We start from the raw sequence: 15,573 nt of genomic DNA on the forward strand, positions 1-15,573 counted from the left end.
ACGTGCTCGCTACGGCTCCAAAGTCATTCACACGGCTTGTTTATAAGAGCAAAGCAAAAGCTTTGCTAAGCACTGAAAACGAATTTTCTGGAGTTAAGTTTCCATGGCCAAGATCGCCCCGCAATTGCCTATCGAAGTCGACAGCGAAACCGGTGTCTGGACCTCCGACGCCCTGCCGATGCTGTACGTGCCGCGCCATTTCTTCGTCAACAACCACATCGGTATCGAAGAAGTCCTGGGCGCCGAGGCCTATGCCGAGATCCTCTACAAGGCCGGCTACAAATCCGCCTGGCACTGGTGTGAAAAAGAAGCCGAATGCCACGGCCTGGAAGGCGTCGCGGTGTTCGAGCACTACATGAAGCGCCTGTCGCAACGTGGCTGGGGCCTGTTCAAGATCCAGGACATCGACCTCGACAAAGGCACGGCCAGCGTCAAGCTCGAACACTCGGCGTTTGTCTACGTGTACGGCAAGGTCGGGCGCAAGGTCGACTACATGTTCACCGGCTGGTTTGCCGGCGCGATGGACCAGATCCTGCAGGCACGCGGCAGCAGCATTCGCACGGTAGCCGAGCAAGTCTACGGTGGCTCCGAAGAGGGCCACGACGACGGCCTGTTCACCGTCAAGCCGTTGTAAGTCGAGGAACCCTGCCATGGCTTTCGAAGCAATGTTCGCGCCGATCCAGATCGGCAAACTGACCATTCGCAACCGCGTGCTCAGTACCGCCCACGCCGAGGTGTATGCCACCGACGGCGGCATGACCACCGACCGCTATGTGAAGTACTACGAAGAGAAAGCCAAGGGCGGGATCGGCCTGGCGATCTGCGGCGGGTCTTCCAGTGTGGCCATCGACAGCCCGCAAGGCTGGTGGAAATCGGTGAACCTGGCCGACGACCGCATCATCCCGCACTTTCAGAACCTGGCCGATGCCATGCACAAGCATGGCGCCAAGATCATGATCCAGATTACCCACATGGGCCGCCGCTCGCGCTGGGATGGCGAGCATTGGCCGACCCTGCTGTCGCCCTCGGGCATCCGCGAGCCGGTGCACCGTGCGACCTGCAAGACCATCGAGCCGGAAGAAATCTGGCGCGTGATCGGCAACTACGCCACGGCGGCGGCGCGCGCCAAGGCCGGTGGCCTGGACGGTGTGGAACTGTCGGCGGTGCACCAGCACATGATCGACCAGTTCTGGAGCCCGCGGGTCAACAAGCGTACCGACGAATGGGGCGGCAGCTTTGAAAACCGCATGCGCTTCGGCCTGGAAGTGTTGAAGGCGGTGCGCAAGGAAGTCGGTCCGGATTTCTGCGTCGGCATTCGTTTGTGTGGCGATGAATTCCACCCGGACGGCCTGTCCCACGAGGACATGAAGCAGATCGCCAAGTATTACGACGACACCGGCATGCTCGACTTCATCGGCGTGGTTGGCTCGGGGTGCGACACCCACAATACCCTGGCCAACGTGATCCCCAACATGAGTTATCCACCGGAGCCGTTCCTGCACCTGGCGGCCGGTATCAAGGAAGTGGTCAAGGCCCCGGTGCTGCACGCGCAGAACATCAAGGACCCGAACCAGGCCACGCGGATCCTGGAAGGCGGCTACGTGGACATGGTCGGCATGACCCGTGCGCACATCGCCGACCCGCACCTGATCGCCAAGATCAAGATGGGCCAGGTCGACCAGATCAAGCAGTGCGTCGGCGCCAACTACTGCATCGACCGCCAGTACCAGGGCCTGGATGTGCTGTGCATCCAGAATGCTGCGACGTCCCGTGAGTACATGGGCGTGCCGCACATCATCGAGAAGTCCACCGGGCCCAAACGCAAAGTCGTGGTGGTCGGTGCCGGCCCGGCCGGGATGGAAGCCGCACGGGTGGCTGCAGAACGGGGCCACGACGTGACCCTGTTCGAGAAGAAAGACTTTATCGGTGGGCAAATCACCACCGCTTCCAAAGCCCCGCAACGCGACCAGATCGCCGGCATCACCCGCTGGTTCCAGTTGGAGTTGGCGCGCCTGAACGTGGACCTGCGCCTGGGCGTGGCGGCGAATGCCGACGCGATCCTCGACCTGCGCCCGGATGTGGTGGTGCTGGCCGTCGGCGGGCATCCGTTCCTGGAACAGAACGAACACTGGGGCGCAGCCGAAGGCCTGGTAGTCAGCAGCTGGGACGTGCTCGACGGCAAGGTTGCGCCGGGCAAGAACGTGCTGGTGTACGACACCATCTGCGAATTCACCGGCATGTCGGTGGCGGATTTCCTGGCGGACAAGGGCAGCCAGGTCGAGATCGTCACCGACGACATCAAGCCGGGCGTGGCCGTCGGCGGTACGTCGTTCCCGACCTACTACCGCAGCATGTACCCCAAGGAAGTGATCATGACCGGCGACATGATGCTGGAAAAGGTCTACCGCGAAGGCGACAAGCTGGTGGCGGTGCTGGAGAACGAATACACCGGCGCCAAAGAGGAGCGGGTGGTCGACCAGGTGGTGGTCGAGAACGGCGTGCGCCCGGATGAAGAACTCTATTACGGGTTGAAAGCCGGCTCGCGCAACAAGGGCCAGATGGACATCGAAGCCCTGTTCGCGATCAAGCCGCAGCCGTGTTTGAGCGAGGCGGGTGAGGGTTACTTGCTGTTCCGCATCGGTGACTGTGTAGCGCAGCGCAATACCCACGCCGCGATCTATGACGCCCTGCGCCTGTGCAAGGATTTCTGACCCACCTGATCGTTCCCACGCTCTGCGTGGGAATGCCGCCCTGGACGGCTCTGCGTCCGCTCTTAAGGTCGTGACGCAGAGCGTCACAGGATGCATTCCCACGCGGAGCGTGGGAACGATCATTGACCCCGAGATCTGTGGGAGCTTCACCATGTTGAACACCTTGCTTCCTGTTCTTTTGTTCGCAGCGATAGGCCTCGCCGTACTCGGCGCCCTGCGCCGGGTGAACATGTGGCGCCGTGGCCGTGCATCCAAAGTCGACCTGCTGGGCGGCCTGCTGGCCATGCCCAAGCGCTACATGGTCGACCTGCACCATGTGGTCGCCCGCGACAAATACATCGCCAACACCCACGTCGCCACTGCCCTGGGCTTTGTGCTCTCGGCGTTGCTGGCGATCCTGGTGCATGGGTTCGGCCTGCATAACCGCATACTGGGCTACGCCTTGCTGCTGGCTTCGGTGTTGATGTTTGTCGGTGCCACGTTCGTCTACCTGCGTCGGCGCAACCCGCCTGCGCGGCTGTCCAAAGGCCCGTGGATGCGCCTGCCGAAAAGCCTGATGGCGTTTTCGGTGAGTTTCTTCCTGGTGACGTTGCCGGTGGCCGGGGTCCTGCCTGCGGACTTCGGCGGCTGGTTGCTCGCTGTGCTGCTGAGCCTTGGCGTGCTGTGGGGCGTGTCCGAAATGTTCTTCGGCATGACCTGGGGCGGCCCGATGAAACACGCCTTCGCGGGCGCCCTGCACCTGGCCTGGCACCGCCGGGCCGAGCGCTTCGGTGGCGGTCGCTCCACTGGCTTGAAGCCGCTGGACCTCAGCGACAAGACCGCGCCATTGGGGGTGGAAAAACCCAAGGATTTCACCTGGAACCAACTGCTCGGCTTCGACGCCTGCGTGCAGTGCGGCAAGTGTGAGGCCGCGTGCCCGGCATTCGCCGCCGGCCAGCCGCTGAACCCGAAAAAGCTGATCCAGGACATGGTGGTCGGCCTGGCCGGCGGCACCGATGCCAAGTTCGCCGGCAGCCCTTATCCCGGCAAGCCTGTCGGCGAACACAGCGGCAACCCGCACCAACCGATCGTCAATGGCCTGGTGGACGCCGAGACCCTGTGGTCCTGCACCACCTGCCGCGCCTGCGTGGAAGAGTGCCCGATGATGATCGAGCACGTGGACGCCATCGTCGACATGCGCCGCCACCTCACCCTGGAAAAAGGCGCCACGCCGAACAAGGGCGCCGAGGTCCTGGAAAACCTGATCGCCACCGACAACCCCGGCGGCTTTGCGCCGGGCGGGCGCCTGAACTGGGCGGCGGATTTGAACCTGCCACTGCTCAGCAACAAAGGCCGCGCCGACGTGCTGTTCTGGGTCGGCGACGGCGCATTCGACATGCGTAACCAGCGCACCCTGCGGGCTTTCGTCAAAGTGCTCAAGGCCGCCAAGGTCGACTTCGCCGTGCTCGGCCTCGAAGAGCGCGACAGCGGCGACGTGGCCCGCCGTCTCGGCGATGAAGCCACCTTCCAACTGCTGGCCACGCGCAATATCCAGACCCTGGCCAAGTACAGCTTCAAGCGCATCGTCACCTGCGACCCGCACAGTTTCCATGTGCTGAAAAATGAGTACGGCGCCTTCAACGGTGACTACGTGGTGCAGCACCACAGCACCTTCATGGCCGAGTTGATCGGCGACGGCGCGCTGAACCTGGGCCAGCACAAGGGCAACAGCGTGACCTATCACGACCCGTGCTACCTGGGGCGCTACAACGGCGAATACGAGGCGCCGCGCCAGGTGCTGCGCGCGCTGGGCATCGAGGTCAAGGAGATGCAACGCTCGGGCTTCCGTTCACGCTGCTGCGGCGGCGGCGGTGGTGCACCGATCACCGACATCCCCGGCAAGCAACGTATCCCCGATATGCGCATGGAGGACATCCGCGAAACCGGCGCCGAGCTGGTCGCCGTGGGCTGTCCGCAATGCACTGCGATGCTGGAAGGTGTGGTCGAACCGCGCCCGATGATCAAGGACATCGCCGAACTGGTGGCTGACGCGTTGCTTGAAGACGCCGCACCGGCCAAGACCCTGAAACGCGAACCTGCGGAGGTGCACTGATGAGCGACATTATCCGCCGCGACCCACGGGCCGAATGGATCGCCCGCAACCGCCTGCACCCGTTGCATGCAGCGATGCAGCCGGCGCAACACAGCTGGATGGGGCCTAACGGTGTGATTCGCAAAAACGTCCACGGTGTCGGGTTCATCGGCCCCAACGGCATCAAGCGCATCGACCGCAGCGGCGCCCAGCAGGGCGGCACGGCCAAGCGTATGGCGGCGGTGCAGGTGCAGTTGCCGCTGCACCAGGTGCCTGCGCCGGCGTTCTATATCAACGTGGTGCCGGACATGGTCGGCGGCCGCCTGAGCAGCCACGACCGCGACCTGATCGGCCTCGCGCGGCAACTTGCCGGCAGTGACGGCGCGGTGCTGGCGGTGGTGTTTGGCGAGCACAAGGAAAGCGCCTTTGCCACGGCCGGGGTGGATCGCCTGCTCGTGCTCGACGGCCACGAATTCGACGGTTATGCACCGGAACAACGCGTGCAGGGCCTGCGTGCTGTGGATAACCAGTTCAACCCGCGCCATTGGTTGCTGCCTGACAGTCGCAGCGGTGGCGGTGAGTTGGGTCGGCGCTTTGCCGCCAGCCTCAAGGAACGTCCGGCCACGCGGGTGTGGCAGATCAAGGGCCAGGAGTGCATCGGCCGCGCCGGGGCGGGCCAGGAGGACTTGGCGCGACCGCTGCCGCGCCTGATCCTGGCGGCCGCCGAGTGCGCCGAGCCGGTCAGCGAGACCCGCCACGAAGTGTTGCCCGTGGAGTTATCCACAAGCCTGGCACGCAGCCTGCCGCGCATCGAAGACCTCGGCGCGGTGGCGGTGGACCCGGCAGCGATTCCGATGGCCGAGGCCGAATTCATTTTCTCTGGCGGCAATGGCGTGAAGGACTGGGCGCTCTTCCACCAGACCGCCGCTGCATTGGGCGCCACCGAAGGCGCATCGCGCGTGGCGGTGGACGACGGCTTTATGGCCCGCGATCGCCAGGTCGGCGCCAGCGGCACCTGGGTGACGGCGCGGGTGTACGTGGCCGTGGGGATTTCCGGGGCGATCCAACACCTGCAAGGCATCGGTGCCTGCGACAAGGTGGTGGCGATCAACCTCGACGCCGGCTGCGACATGATCAAGCGTGCCGACCTGTCGGTAATCGGCGAAAGCGCCGCGATTCTGCAAGCCTTGATCGATGCGGTGCAGACATACCGCAACGGCGCCAAGCGCGATGCGGCTTAAGGATATGGCCATGACCACGAATGTAATCAGCCTGGTGTCCATCGGCGCCCACCCGACCTCCGGCCGCCCACGTCGCGCCGAACAGGACGCGCGCGCGGTCGAGTTGGGCCTGCAGATGGCGGGGGACAAATTGCAGGTGCTGCACGCCGGCGATATCCACGAGCCGACCTTGCGCAGCTACCTGGGCATGGGGTTGCCGCAGCTGCACGTGCTCGAACAACCGGCCGGCGCTGATGCCCTGCCGGTGCTCAGTGATTATTTGCGCGAGGCCGGCGCCCAGGTGGTGCTCACCGGCAGCCAGGCCGAAACCGGCGAAGGCTCGGGAATGTTGCCGTTCCTGCTGGCCGAGCAATTGGGCTGGCCGCTGATTGTCGGCCTGGCGCAGGTGGAGTCCATCGATGGCGGCGTGGCCCACGTGCTGCAAGCTTTGCCCCGTGGCCAGCGGCGCCGCCTGAAGGTACGCCTGCCGTTCCTGGCGACTGTGGATAACGCCGCGCCCAAGCCACGACAAAGCGCCTATGGCCCCGCGCAACGCGGCGAGCTGGCGGCCCATGAGGTTGAGGTCGAGCAGGACGAGTTATTCACCGGCGCGCTGTTGCAGCCGGCCAAGCCACGGCCCAAGCGCCTCAAGGTGATCAAGGCCAAGAGTGGCGCCGACCGCATGAAGGCGGCCACGGCCAAGGCCAGCGGCGGCGGCGGGCAAGTACTCAAGGGCGTGAGCGCCGAAGAGGGCGCCCAGGCCATTCTCAAGCTGCTCATCGAAGAAGGCGTCGTGCGCTGATTCAGGGCATTACGATGCCTGTGTGGGAGCTGGCTTGCCTGCGATGGCCTCATCGCGGTCTTGCCTTGGACCGGGTCGCCTGCATCGCGGGCAAGCCCGCTCCCACAGGAAAGCCGGTTGGGCCGGTGTTTTTGCGGCGCGCCTGGAGGATTACCCACAATCCCTGTTGATCCACCTGTGGATAACCTGTTCGCGGTTGTCCACACCCCCTGCAAATCAAGCCCTGTAGCCCTCTGTATGAAAAACAACCAGCCTAACTGACGGTTTTTCCTTGGGTTTTTCTCTTATTCAGCGCCTCTCTGTCCACAGACTTTCCCCCAAAGTCTGTTGGCGCTTCTGTGGATAAGATGTTCGCTATCGGCTGCAGGCCATATAAACAGGGGCTTTCAGGTTGTTGGTCGAAATATGATCAATTAGGCAGTATTACCGGCTGTGTGAGCCTGGATACCCCGGTTTATGAAGGTTTGAAGCGGTTTTCCACAGCGCTGGCAAAGTTGCCCCCAAAGTCTGTTGGTGCTTCTGTGGATAAGGTGTTTGCGCACCGCTGCAGCCCACGGATTATGTGGCTTGCAAAGGATTGATCAATAAGTGATCAATGTGTATCGGGAACCGTGAGCTTGAATAAGTCACGGATTTTCTTCAGTTAATTTTGGACGGGTCGTGCAGTTGCCCACAATTGCTGTGGGTGGCTTTGTGGATAAGTTGTTGGGTAAAGGCTGGAGGGCACAGTGGTAAAGGGGTGTAGCGGGGTTGATCAATTATTGATCATTGCGTGGGGCTAAAAGTAGGAGCGGGCTTGCCCGCGAAAGCGGTGTGCCAGCCGTACAATTTACCGGCTGATCCACCCCTTTCGCGAGCAAGCCCGCTCCCACATTTTTATCTGTGGTGTGTCAGTTACTCGTGAACCGCAACGCCCTTGAGGTAAGGCGCGGGCGCCGCCCCCAGGTTGTTGAGCATGCGCTCGCTGTACCAGTCCACGAAGTTCACCACGCCAAATTCATAGGTCTTCGAGTACGGTCCTGGCTGATAGGCCGTGGAGTTGATGCCGCGCTGGTTCTCTTCGGCCAGGCGCCGGTCCTGGTCGTTGGTGGCGTCCCACACCTGGCGCATGCGCTCCACGTCGTAGTCCACGCCTTCGACGGCGTCCTTGTGCACGATCCACTTGGTGGTGACCATGGTTTCCTGGGCGCTGATCGGCCACACGGTGAACACGATGATGTGGTCGCCCATGCAGTGGTTCCACGAGTGCGGCAAGTGCAGGATGCGCATCGAGCCCAGGTCGGGGTTCTTGATGCGGCCCATGAGCTTGGCACAGCCCTGCTTGCCGTCCAGGGTCATCGACACGGTGCCCTTGAGCAAAGGCATGCGCACGATACGGTTGCGCAGGCCGAAGCTGGCGTGGGCGTAAGGGATTTTCTCGGCATCCCAGGCGGCGGCCGAGGCGGCGACGTGGTCCTTGAAGGCCTGGTCGGCGCGCGGGTCGGTGACGTCGTCCCATTCCAGCAGGGTTTTCAACAGCTCCGGGTGCGACGCGTTGCAGTGGTAGCACTCGCGGTTGTTTTCCAGCACCAGTTTCCAGTTGGCTTTTTCCATCAAGGTGGTTTGCACCGCCACCTTGGTGTTCTCCATGTCGTACGGTTCCATGTAGTGATTGAGTGTCGACAGGAAGTCATCGATGGCCGGCGGATTCTCGGCCAGGCTGATGAAGATGTAGCCGCCGGCGGTCTTCACATTCACTGGCTTGAGGCCGTACTGCTTCATATCGAAGTCGGCGCCCATCTCGGTGCCGGCGAACAGCAGGCGGCCGTCCAGCTCGTAGGTCCATTGGTGGTAGTGGCACACCAGTTTGGCGACCTTGCCCTTGTCGCTGGTGCACAGGCGCGAGCCCCGGTGGCGGCACACGTTATGGAACGCATGCACGACGCCTTCGGCGCCACGGATCACGATGATCGGGTTCTTGCCCACTTGCAGGGTCAGGTAGTTGCCCTTGGTAGGGATTTCGCAGGTCATGCCGGCGATCAACCATTCTTTCTGGAAGATCTCCTGCATGTCGATATCGAACAGCCGCTCGTCAGAGTAGAACGGCTGCGGCAGCGAGAAGGTGCGCTCGCGCTCTTGCAGCATTTGCGCGGTGGCCTTGCGTGCGAGTTCCAGCGGATCGCCCAAGCTCAGGGTTGCGGTGACGTCCATCGTGTGTGTCCTCATGGCCATTCTGTGTGGCCGGGATAAGTGGCTACGGTTGTTGCTGTGCAAGGCGTAAAGAAAGCGTCGTTGTTGGGAGCGAGTGTGGGGCCGCCGATGCCCCGAACCTTATCCATGAGCGACATGGCCCACTCTGATCCCGACGCGCAACCCCCGTGGTATGGGGGCTGGTCGCGATAAGTATGTGAATGTCGCAGATAGGTAAATGGGTGGTTCTCGCGTTACGCAGAATCGCCACCATCAGGCCGACACACGGCTACGGAGAACAGCATGTCCAACAGCTTCCTGAATCCGGTCACCACCCAGACCTGGGCCAATGGTCGACACATCGTCCGTTGCGTCAAAGTCATCCAGGAAACCTGGGACGTGCGCACCTTCTGCTTCATGGCCGACCAGCCGATCCTGTTCTTCTTCAAGCCGGGCCAGTTCGTGACCCTGGAGCTGGAAATCGACGGCCAGCCGATCATGCGCTCCTACACCATTTCCAGTTCACCGTCGGTGCCTTACAGCTTCTCGGTGACCATCAAGCGCGTGCCGGGTGGCCGTGTGTCCAACTGGCTGCACGACACCCTGCATGAAGGCCAGGAACTGGCGGTGCACGGTCCGGTGGGGCTGTTCAATGCCATCGACTTCCCGAGCCCGAAAGTGTTGTACCTCAGCGGTGGCGTGGGGATTACTCCGGTGATGTCCATGGCGCGCTGGTTCTACGACACCAACGCCAACGTCGACATGACGTTTATCCACAGCGCCCGTTCGCCCAAGGACATCATCTACCACCGCGAGCTGGAACACATGGCGTCGCGGATCGACAACTTCAGCCTGCACCTGATCTGCGAGAAACACGGGCTGGGCGAACCGTGGGCCGGTTATCGCGGCTACTTGAACCACAAGATGCTCGAGCTGATGGTGCCGGACTTCCTGGAGCGCGAAGTATTCTGCTGCGGCCCCACGCCTTATATGAACGCAGTGAAGCGCCTGCTGGAAGCTGCCGGTTTCGACATGGCGCGCTACCACGAGGAATCCTTCGGCGCGACGCCGCCGGAAGCGCGCGCCGATGCGGTGGAGCAAGCCGAACAAGCGGCCGAGGCACCGGAAATCGACCTGGCGGACCTGCACCAGGTGGAGTTCATTGCCTCGGGCAAGAGCATTCGCGTGGCGCCTGGCGAAACCGTCCACGCAGCGGCGGCCAAGCTTGGGCTGTTGATCCCCAAGGCCTGCGGCATGGGCATCTGCGGAACATGCAAAGTGATGAAGCTGGGCGGGGAGGTCGAGATGGACCACAACGGCGGGATCACCGAGGAAGACGAAGCCGAAGGCTACATCCTGTCGTGCTGCAGTGTGCCCAAGGGTGATGTGCGCATCGAATTCTGATTTACCACGCGCTTAAGCGAGCACGATCCAATGTGGGAGCGGGCTTGCCCGCGAATGCGGTGTATCAGTCAAAATCTCCAGCGACTGACACTCCGCTTTCGCGAGCAAGCCCGCTCCCACAGTTTTACCGGGTTACATCAGTGATGGCTGGGTGACTGGGGAATGCTCAAGCTAACGGTTACTGGGCATAGATATGCACGACGAAGTGCTGGCCTGATGCTGTCAATTCGTAGACTTTGTCGTAGATCCGCAAGGTCCTGGATGGTTCGCGGATGGTGTCACCGACTTTTGCGTATTTGCGAAACTCATCCCAATCAATGACGGTGGTGCTGATGGTGCCGTCGCCTTGCAGGTTGTTACTGTTGTTTTGATATTCCATGGTGTAGTCCTCTGCTGGAGTTCCATTTCCGGCCGATTGTTCGGCAGGCGGTGATACCCGAAAGGAGGTCGCTGCAGCGGCCTTTTCCTTCCGGGTTCCAAGAGGCTAGTCAACGAAAAGCGGGTCCGCTGCTGTCAGAAATATCAAAAAACAGTCTCGGCATTCGGCCAGTATTCGGCGGCCTTTTTCCTACGTTAAGCGTTCATCACTTCCCGAATATCCGCAGCCAATTCTCTTACGCGCTCTTCTTCGGTATCCCACGCACACATGAAGCGCGCACCGCCTTTGCCGATGAAGGTGTAGAAGCGCCAGCCCTTGGCCGTGAGTGCGGCGATGGCCGGTTCCGAGAGTTGCAGGAACACGCCGTTGGCCTGTACCGGGAACATCAATTCCACACCCGGAATGTCTGCCACCAGGCTGCTCAGCAGCTGCGCGCAGTGGTTGGCATGGCGTGCGTGTTTGAGCCAGGCGTCGTTTTCCAGCAGGCCCACCCACGGCGCGGAGAGGAAGCGCATTTTCGACGCCAGCTGGCCGGCCTGTTTGCAGCGGTAGTCGAAGTCTTCGGCCAGTTTGTGGTTGAAGAACAGGATCGCTTCGCCCACCGCCATGCCGTTCTTGGTCCCGCCAAAGCACAGCACGTCGACCCCGGCTTTCCAGGTCAGGTCGGCCGGCGAGCAGCCGAGGAACGCGCAGGCGTTGGAGAAGCGTGCGCCGTCCATGTGCAGGTTCAGGCCCAGCTCCTTGCAGGTAACGCTGATCGCGCGGATTTCTTCCGGGGTGTACACGCTGCCGACTTCGGTGGCTTGGGTGAGGGTGACCACGCGCGGTTTCGGGTAGTGGATGTCCTGGCGCTTGAGGGCGATCTCACGAATCGATTCCGGGGTCAGTTTGCCGTTTTCGGTGCGCGCGGTGAGCAGCTTGGAGCCGTTGGAGAAAAACTCCGGTGCGCCGCATTCGTCGGTTTCGACGTGGGCGGTTTCCGAGCAAATCACGCTATGGTAGCTCTGGCACAACGAGGACAGCGCCAGCGAGTTGGCTGCAGTCCCGTTGAAGGCGAAGAACACTTCGCAGTCGGTTTCAAACAGATTGCGGAAACCGTCGGCGGCGCGATGGGTCCATTCATCATCGCCGTAGGCGCGTTGATGGCCCTGGTTGGCTTGTTCCATGGCGGCCCAGGCTTCCGGGCAGATGCCCGAATAGTTGTCGCTGGCGAATTGTTGGCTCTTGTCGGTCATGGCCCATTCCTGTGGTCGATGTTGGTGCGCACTGTAACCAAGATTGTCGGGCGTGCGCACGCACTGTAAATGCAAAGTCACTGGGGAATTATGCACGGCACTGAAACGATTCCTGTCAGACGCGTCCGTGATGGCGCCCTGGACCTGCTCAAGTGGCTGGCGCTGCTGTGCATGGTGCTTGATCACCTGCGCTATGTCGGGCTGAGCCTGGATGGCCTGTACGTACCGGGGCGCCTGGCGTTCCCGTGGTTTTGCCTGGCGATTGCGGCGAATTTGCATCGGGTCAAGGGCGCGCCGGTGACGGGGCAGTGGCGCTATATGGGCTGGTTGCTGCTCTTCAGCGTGATCAGTGAAGTGCCGTACCGTCTGTTTATCGACGACGCCGATACCTTGAACGTGCTGCCGACCCTCGCGCTGGGTCTGCTGGTTGCCCGAGGATGGCAGCAGAAGACGCTGGTTGATCGAGGATTGGCGCTGATTGCGTTAGTTGTCGCCGGCGTATTTTCGACCCAACTCATGTTCGGTTTCTTTGGCGTCGTGCTGCCGCTGGCGATGCTCGTGGTGCTCAGCCGGCCCTGGTATTTCAGCATATTGCCAGGCCTGGTATGCGTAGCTGCCAATCAATGGCAGATCCTGCTCAATAGCGGCACGCCAGTGGCGTTAATGGGATTGGCGACATGCCTGATTGCGCCGCTGGCCGGACTGGTCTTGTTGCGACATGCCGGGCAGGTGTCGCCACCGGCCATGCGGCGCTGGGCGTATGCGCTTTATCCAGCGCATTTCTTACTATTGCTACTCCTTCGAAAGATCATCGCCTAATGCTTGTGGGCGCTGGCTTGCCTGCGATGCAGACGCCTCGTTCGAGGGGATGGTATCGCAGGCAAGCCAGCTCCCACACAAGCCCGCTCCCACATTTGTTCTGTGTTGTTCCGGCCATGTCGTAAACGCACCTTTGCGTGGCGTCCGTAGGCATTTGACCTGCGAGCGCCAGCCCTACCATCGCATCAAAGGGCCCTGCGAGGGCCTCAACAATACGAAAGGCTGGGAGAGACGCGATGTTCAGCAAAAAAGACCAGATCCAGGGATATGACGACGCACTGCTGGCGGCCATGAATGCCGAGGAGCAGCGCCAGGAAGATCATATCGAGCTGATCGCGTCGGAGAACTACACCAGCAAACGCGTGATGGAAGCCCAGGGCAGCGGCCTCACCAACAAATACGCCGAAGGCTACCCGGGCAAGCGCTACTACGGCGGCTGCGAGCACGTGGACAAGGTCGAGGTGCTGGCGATCGAACGCGCCAAGCAGCTGTTCGGCGCCGATTACGCCAACGTGCAGCCGCACTCCGGCTCGTCCGCCAACAGCGCGGTGTACCTGGCGCTGCTGAACGCCGGTGACACCATCCTCGGCATGAGCCTGGCCCACGGCGGTCACCTGACCCACGGCGCCAAGGTGTCGTCCTCGGGCAAGCTGTACAACGCGGTGCAATACGGCATCAACACCGACACCGGCCTGATCGACTACGACGAAGTCGAGCGCCTGGCGGTGGAGCACAAGCCGAAGATGGTTGTCGCCGGTTTCTCCGCGTACTCCAAGACCCTGGATTTCCCCCGTTTTCGCCAGATTGCCGACAAGGTCGGGGCGCTGCTCTTCGTCGACATGGCTCACGTCGCCGGCCTGGTTGCCGCTGGCCTGTACCCGAACCCGCTGCCGTACGCTGATGTGGTCACCACCACCACCCACAAGACCCTGCGCGGCCCGCGTGGCGGTTTGATCCTGGCCAAGTCCAACGAAGAGATTGAGAAAAAACTCAACTCCGCAGTATTCCCCGGCGCCCAGGGCGGCCCGCTGATGCACGTGATCGCCGGCAAGGCCGTGTGCTTCAAGGAAGCGCTGGAGCCCGGCTTCAAGGCCTACCAGCAACAGGTCATCGACAACGCCCAGGCCATGGCCGAGGTGTTTATCAAGCGGGGCTACGACGTGGTGTCCGGCGGCACTGACAACCACTTGTTCCTGGTCAGCCTGATCCGCCAGGGCCTCACCGGCAAAGAGGCGGACGCCGCCCTCGGTCGCGCCCACATCACCGTCAACAAGAACGCCGTGCCGAATGACCCGCAGTCGCCGTTCGTGACCTCGGGCCTGCGTATCGGCACCCCAGCGGTGACCACGCGTGGTTTCAAAGTGCCGCAGTGCATCGAACTGGCCGGCTGGATCTGCGACATCCTCGACAACCTCGGCGACGCCGACGTCGAGGCCAACGTGGCCAAGCACGTGTCTGCCCTGTGCGCTGATTTCCCGGTTTATCGCTGAGCGCGGTTTTGGAGTAATGACTATGCAACGCTACTCGGGCTTCGGCCTCTTCAAGCACTCACTCAGCCACCACGAAAACTGGCAGAAGATGTGGCGCACGCCGACCCCTAAAAAGGTCTACGACGTGGTCATCGTCGGCGGTGGCGGGCATGGCCTGGCGACCGCCTACTACCTGGCCAAGGAACACGGCATCACCAACGTGGCCGTGGTCGAGAAAGGCTGGCTGGGCGGCGGTAACACCGCGCGCAACACCACCATCGTGCGTTCCAACTACCTGTGGGACGAGTCGGCGCACCTCTACGAACACGCGATGAAGCTCTGGGAAGGTTTGTCCCAGGACCTGAACTACAACGTGATGTTCTCCCAGCGTGGCGTCTACAACCTGTGTCACACCCTGCAGGACATCCGAGATTCCGAGCGCCGCGTGAGTGCCAACCGCCTCAACGGCGTGGACGGCGAACTGCTCAACGCCAAGCAAGTGGCCGATGAGATCCCGTACCTCGACTGCTCGAAAAATACCCGCTACCCGGTGATGGGCGCCACTGTGCAACGGCGCGGCGGCGTGGCCCGTCACGATGCCGTGGCCTGGGGCTTTGCCCGCGCCGCTGATGCACTCGGCGTGGACTTGATCCAGCAGACCGAAGTGATCGGTTTCCGCAAGGAAAACGGCGTGTGCATCGGCGTGGAGACCAACAAGGGCTTCATCGGCGCCAAGCGCGTCGGCGTGGTCACCGCCGGTAATTCCGGGCACATGGCTTCGCTCGCGGGCTTTCGCCTGCCGATCGAATCCCACCCGTTGCAAGCACTGGTGTCGGAGCCGATCAAGCCGATCATCGACAGCGTGATCATGTCCAACGCCGTGCACGGCTATATCAGCCAGTCCGACAAGGGCGACCTGGTGATCGGCGCGGGGATCGACGGCTACAACGGCTACGGCCAGCGCGGCTCTTACCCGGTGATCGAACACACCATCCAGGCCATCGTCGAGATGTTCCCGGTGCTGTCGCGCGTGCGCATGAACCGCCAATGGGGCGGCATCGTCGACACCACGCCGGACGCCTGCCCGATCATCTCCAAGACCCCGGTCCCGAACATGTTCTTCAACTGCGGTTGGGGCACCGGTGGCTTCAAGGCCACGCCGGGCTCAGGCAACGTGTTTGCCGCCAGCCTCGCCAAGGGTGAAATGCACCCGCTGGCAGCGCCTTTCTCCATCGACCGTTTCCACAACGGTGCGTTGATCGATGAACACGGCGCTGCAGCCGTCGCTCACTAA

At 62.1% G+C, this 15,573-nt stretch carries 12 protein-coding genes; 9 read left to right on the forward strand and 3 right to left on the reverse strand.

Going from position 1 to position 15,573, the window contains the following annotated elements; genetic code table 11:
- Positions 1-103 precede the first annotated feature (103 nt).
- From AC07OJ_RS13935 to etfB, 5 genes are all read left to right on the forward strand, one after another.
- On the forward strand, positions 104-634 hold the full coding sequence (locus AC07OJ_RS13935) for a DUF5943 domain-containing protein (protein ID WP_065904787.1): 531 nt from the start codon (positions 104-106) through the stop codon (positions 632-634).
- Positions 635-650: 16 nt separating this feature from the next.
- Positions 651-2,711 (forward strand): dimethylglycine demethylation protein DgcA, encoded by a 2,061-nt coding sequence (gene dgcA / locus AC07OJ_RS13940; RefSeq protein WP_065904785.1) that lies wholly within the window; start codon positions 651-653, stop codon positions 2,709-2,711.
- Between the two features lie 151 nt (positions 2,712-2,862).
- A complete protein-coding gene (dgcB, locus tag AC07OJ_RS13945; protein WP_495094667.1) occupies positions 2,863-4,803 on the forward strand; it encodes a dimethylglycine demethylation protein DgcB in 1,941 nt (646 codons plus the stop codon).
- On the forward strand, positions 4,803-6,023 hold the full coding sequence (gene etfA, locus AC07OJ_RS13950; protein WP_495094668.1) for an electron transfer flavoprotein subunit alpha: 1,221 nt from the start codon (positions 4,803-4,805) through the stop codon (positions 6,021-6,023). Before dgcB ends, etfA begins: the two co-directional genes overlap by 1 nt.
- Before the next feature lie 10 nt (positions 6,024-6,033).
- Positions 6,034-6,804 (forward strand): electron transfer flavoprotein subunit beta, encoded by a 771-nt coding sequence (gene etfB / locus AC07OJ_RS13955; RefSeq protein ID WP_120450242.1) that lies wholly within the window; start codon positions 6,034-6,036, stop codon positions 6,802-6,804.
- Between the two features lie 894 nt (positions 6,805-7,698).
- Here etfB and gbca read toward each other — a convergent pair.
- Positions 7,699-8,994, reverse strand: coding sequence for a glycine betaine monooxygenase oxygenase subunit (gene gbca / locus AC07OJ_RS13960; protein WP_495094669.1), 1,296 nt, complete (start codon positions 8,992-8,994; stop codon positions 7,699-7,701).
- A gap of 282 nt (positions 8,995-9,276) precedes the next feature.
- Here gbca and gbcB point away from each other — a divergent pair, with 282 nt between their 5' ends.
- Positions 9,277-10,377, forward strand: coding sequence for a glycine betaine monooxygenase reductase subunit (gbcB, locus tag AC07OJ_RS13965; protein WP_106802438.1), 1,101 nt, complete (start codon positions 9,277-9,279; stop codon positions 10,375-10,377).
- Between the two features lie 178 nt (positions 10,378-10,555).
- Here gbcB and AC07OJ_RS13970 read toward each other — a convergent pair whose 3' ends face one another.
- A complete protein-coding gene (locus AC07OJ_RS13970; RefSeq protein ID WP_495094670.1) occupies positions 10,556-10,756 on the reverse strand; it encodes a hypothetical protein in 201 nt (66 codons plus the stop codon).
- A 194-nt stretch (positions 10,757-10,950) separates the two neighbouring features.
- Entirely contained in the window at positions 10,951-11,991 is a 1,041-nt protein-coding gene (locus AC07OJ_RS13975; RefSeq protein ID WP_065929441.1) for a threonine aldolase family protein, read from the reverse strand.
- Positions 11,992-12,081: 90 nt separating this feature from the next.
- Here AC07OJ_RS13975 and AC07OJ_RS13980 point away from each other — a divergent pair, with 90 nt between their 5' ends.
- The 3 genes from AC07OJ_RS13980 (at position 12,082) to AC07OJ_RS13990 (ending at position 15,573) form a co-directional block, all read left to right on the forward strand.
- Positions 12,082-12,810, forward strand: a complete 729-nt coding sequence (locus AC07OJ_RS13980) for a TraX family protein (RefSeq protein WP_495094716.1) — start codon at positions 12,082-12,084, stop codon at positions 12,808-12,810.
- Positions 12,811-13,046: 236 nt separating this feature from the next.
- Complete coding sequence (gene glyA / locus AC07OJ_RS13985; RefSeq protein ID WP_106802442.1) at positions 13,047-14,300, forward strand: serine hydroxymethyltransferase; 1,254 nt, start codon at positions 13,047-13,049, stop codon at positions 14,298-14,300.
- A 22-nt stretch (positions 14,301-14,322) separates the two neighbouring features.
- Positions 14,323-15,573, forward strand: coding sequence for a sarcosine oxidase subunit beta (locus tag AC07OJ_RS13990; RefSeq protein WP_003209185.1), 1,251 nt, complete (start codon positions 14,323-14,325; stop codon positions 15,571-15,573).

It is taken from the genome of Pseudomonas sp. GW821-FHT09C08 (assembly GCF_059418125.1).

What these genes read in the sequence shown, in the direction of transcription:
- AC07OJ_RS13935 (WP_065904787.1), top strand. Translation starts at nt 104, where the DNA reads ATGGCCAAGATCGCCCCGCAATTGCCTATCGAAGTCGACAGCGAAACC.
- dgcA (WP_065904785.1), top strand. Translation starts at nt 651, where the DNA reads ATGGCTTTCGAAGCAATGTTCGCGCCGATCCAGATCGGCAAACTGACC.
- dgcB (WP_495094667.1), top strand. Translation starts at nt 2,863, where the DNA reads ATGTTGAACACCTTGCTTCCTGTTCTTTTGTTCGCAGCGATAGGCCTC.
- etfA (WP_495094668.1), top strand. Translation starts at nt 4,803, where the DNA reads ATGAGCGACATTATCCGCCGCGACCCACGGGCCGAATGGATCGCCCGC.
- etfB (WP_120450242.1), top strand. Translation starts at nt 6,034, where the DNA reads ATGACCACGAATGTAATCAGCCTGGTGTCCATCGGCGCCCACCCGACC.
- gbca (WP_495094669.1), bottom strand. Translation starts at nt 8,994, where the DNA reads ATGGACGTCACCGCAACCCTGAGCTTGGGCGATCCGCTGGAACTCGCA.
- gbcB (WP_106802438.1), top strand. Translation starts at nt 9,277, where the DNA reads ATGTCCAACAGCTTCCTGAATCCGGTCACCACCCAGACCTGGGCCAAT.
- AC07OJ_RS13970 (WP_495094670.1), bottom strand. Translation starts at nt 10,756, where the DNA reads ATGGAATATCAAAACAACAGTAACAACCTGCAAGGCGACGGCACCATC.
- AC07OJ_RS13975 (WP_065929441.1), bottom strand. Translation starts at nt 11,991, where the DNA reads ATGACCGACAAGAGCCAACAATTCGCCAGCGACAACTATTCGGGCATC.
- AC07OJ_RS13980 (WP_495094716.1), top strand. Translation starts at nt 12,082, where the DNA reads ATGCACGGCACTGAAACGATTCCTGTCAGACGCGTCCGTGATGGCGCC.
- glyA (WP_106802442.1), top strand. Translation starts at nt 13,047, where the DNA reads ATGTTCAGCAAAAAAGACCAGATCCAGGGATATGACGACGCACTGCTG.
- AC07OJ_RS13990 (WP_003209185.1), top strand. Translation starts at nt 14,323, where the DNA reads ATGCAACGCTACTCGGGCTTCGGCCTCTTCAAGCACTCACTCAGCCAC.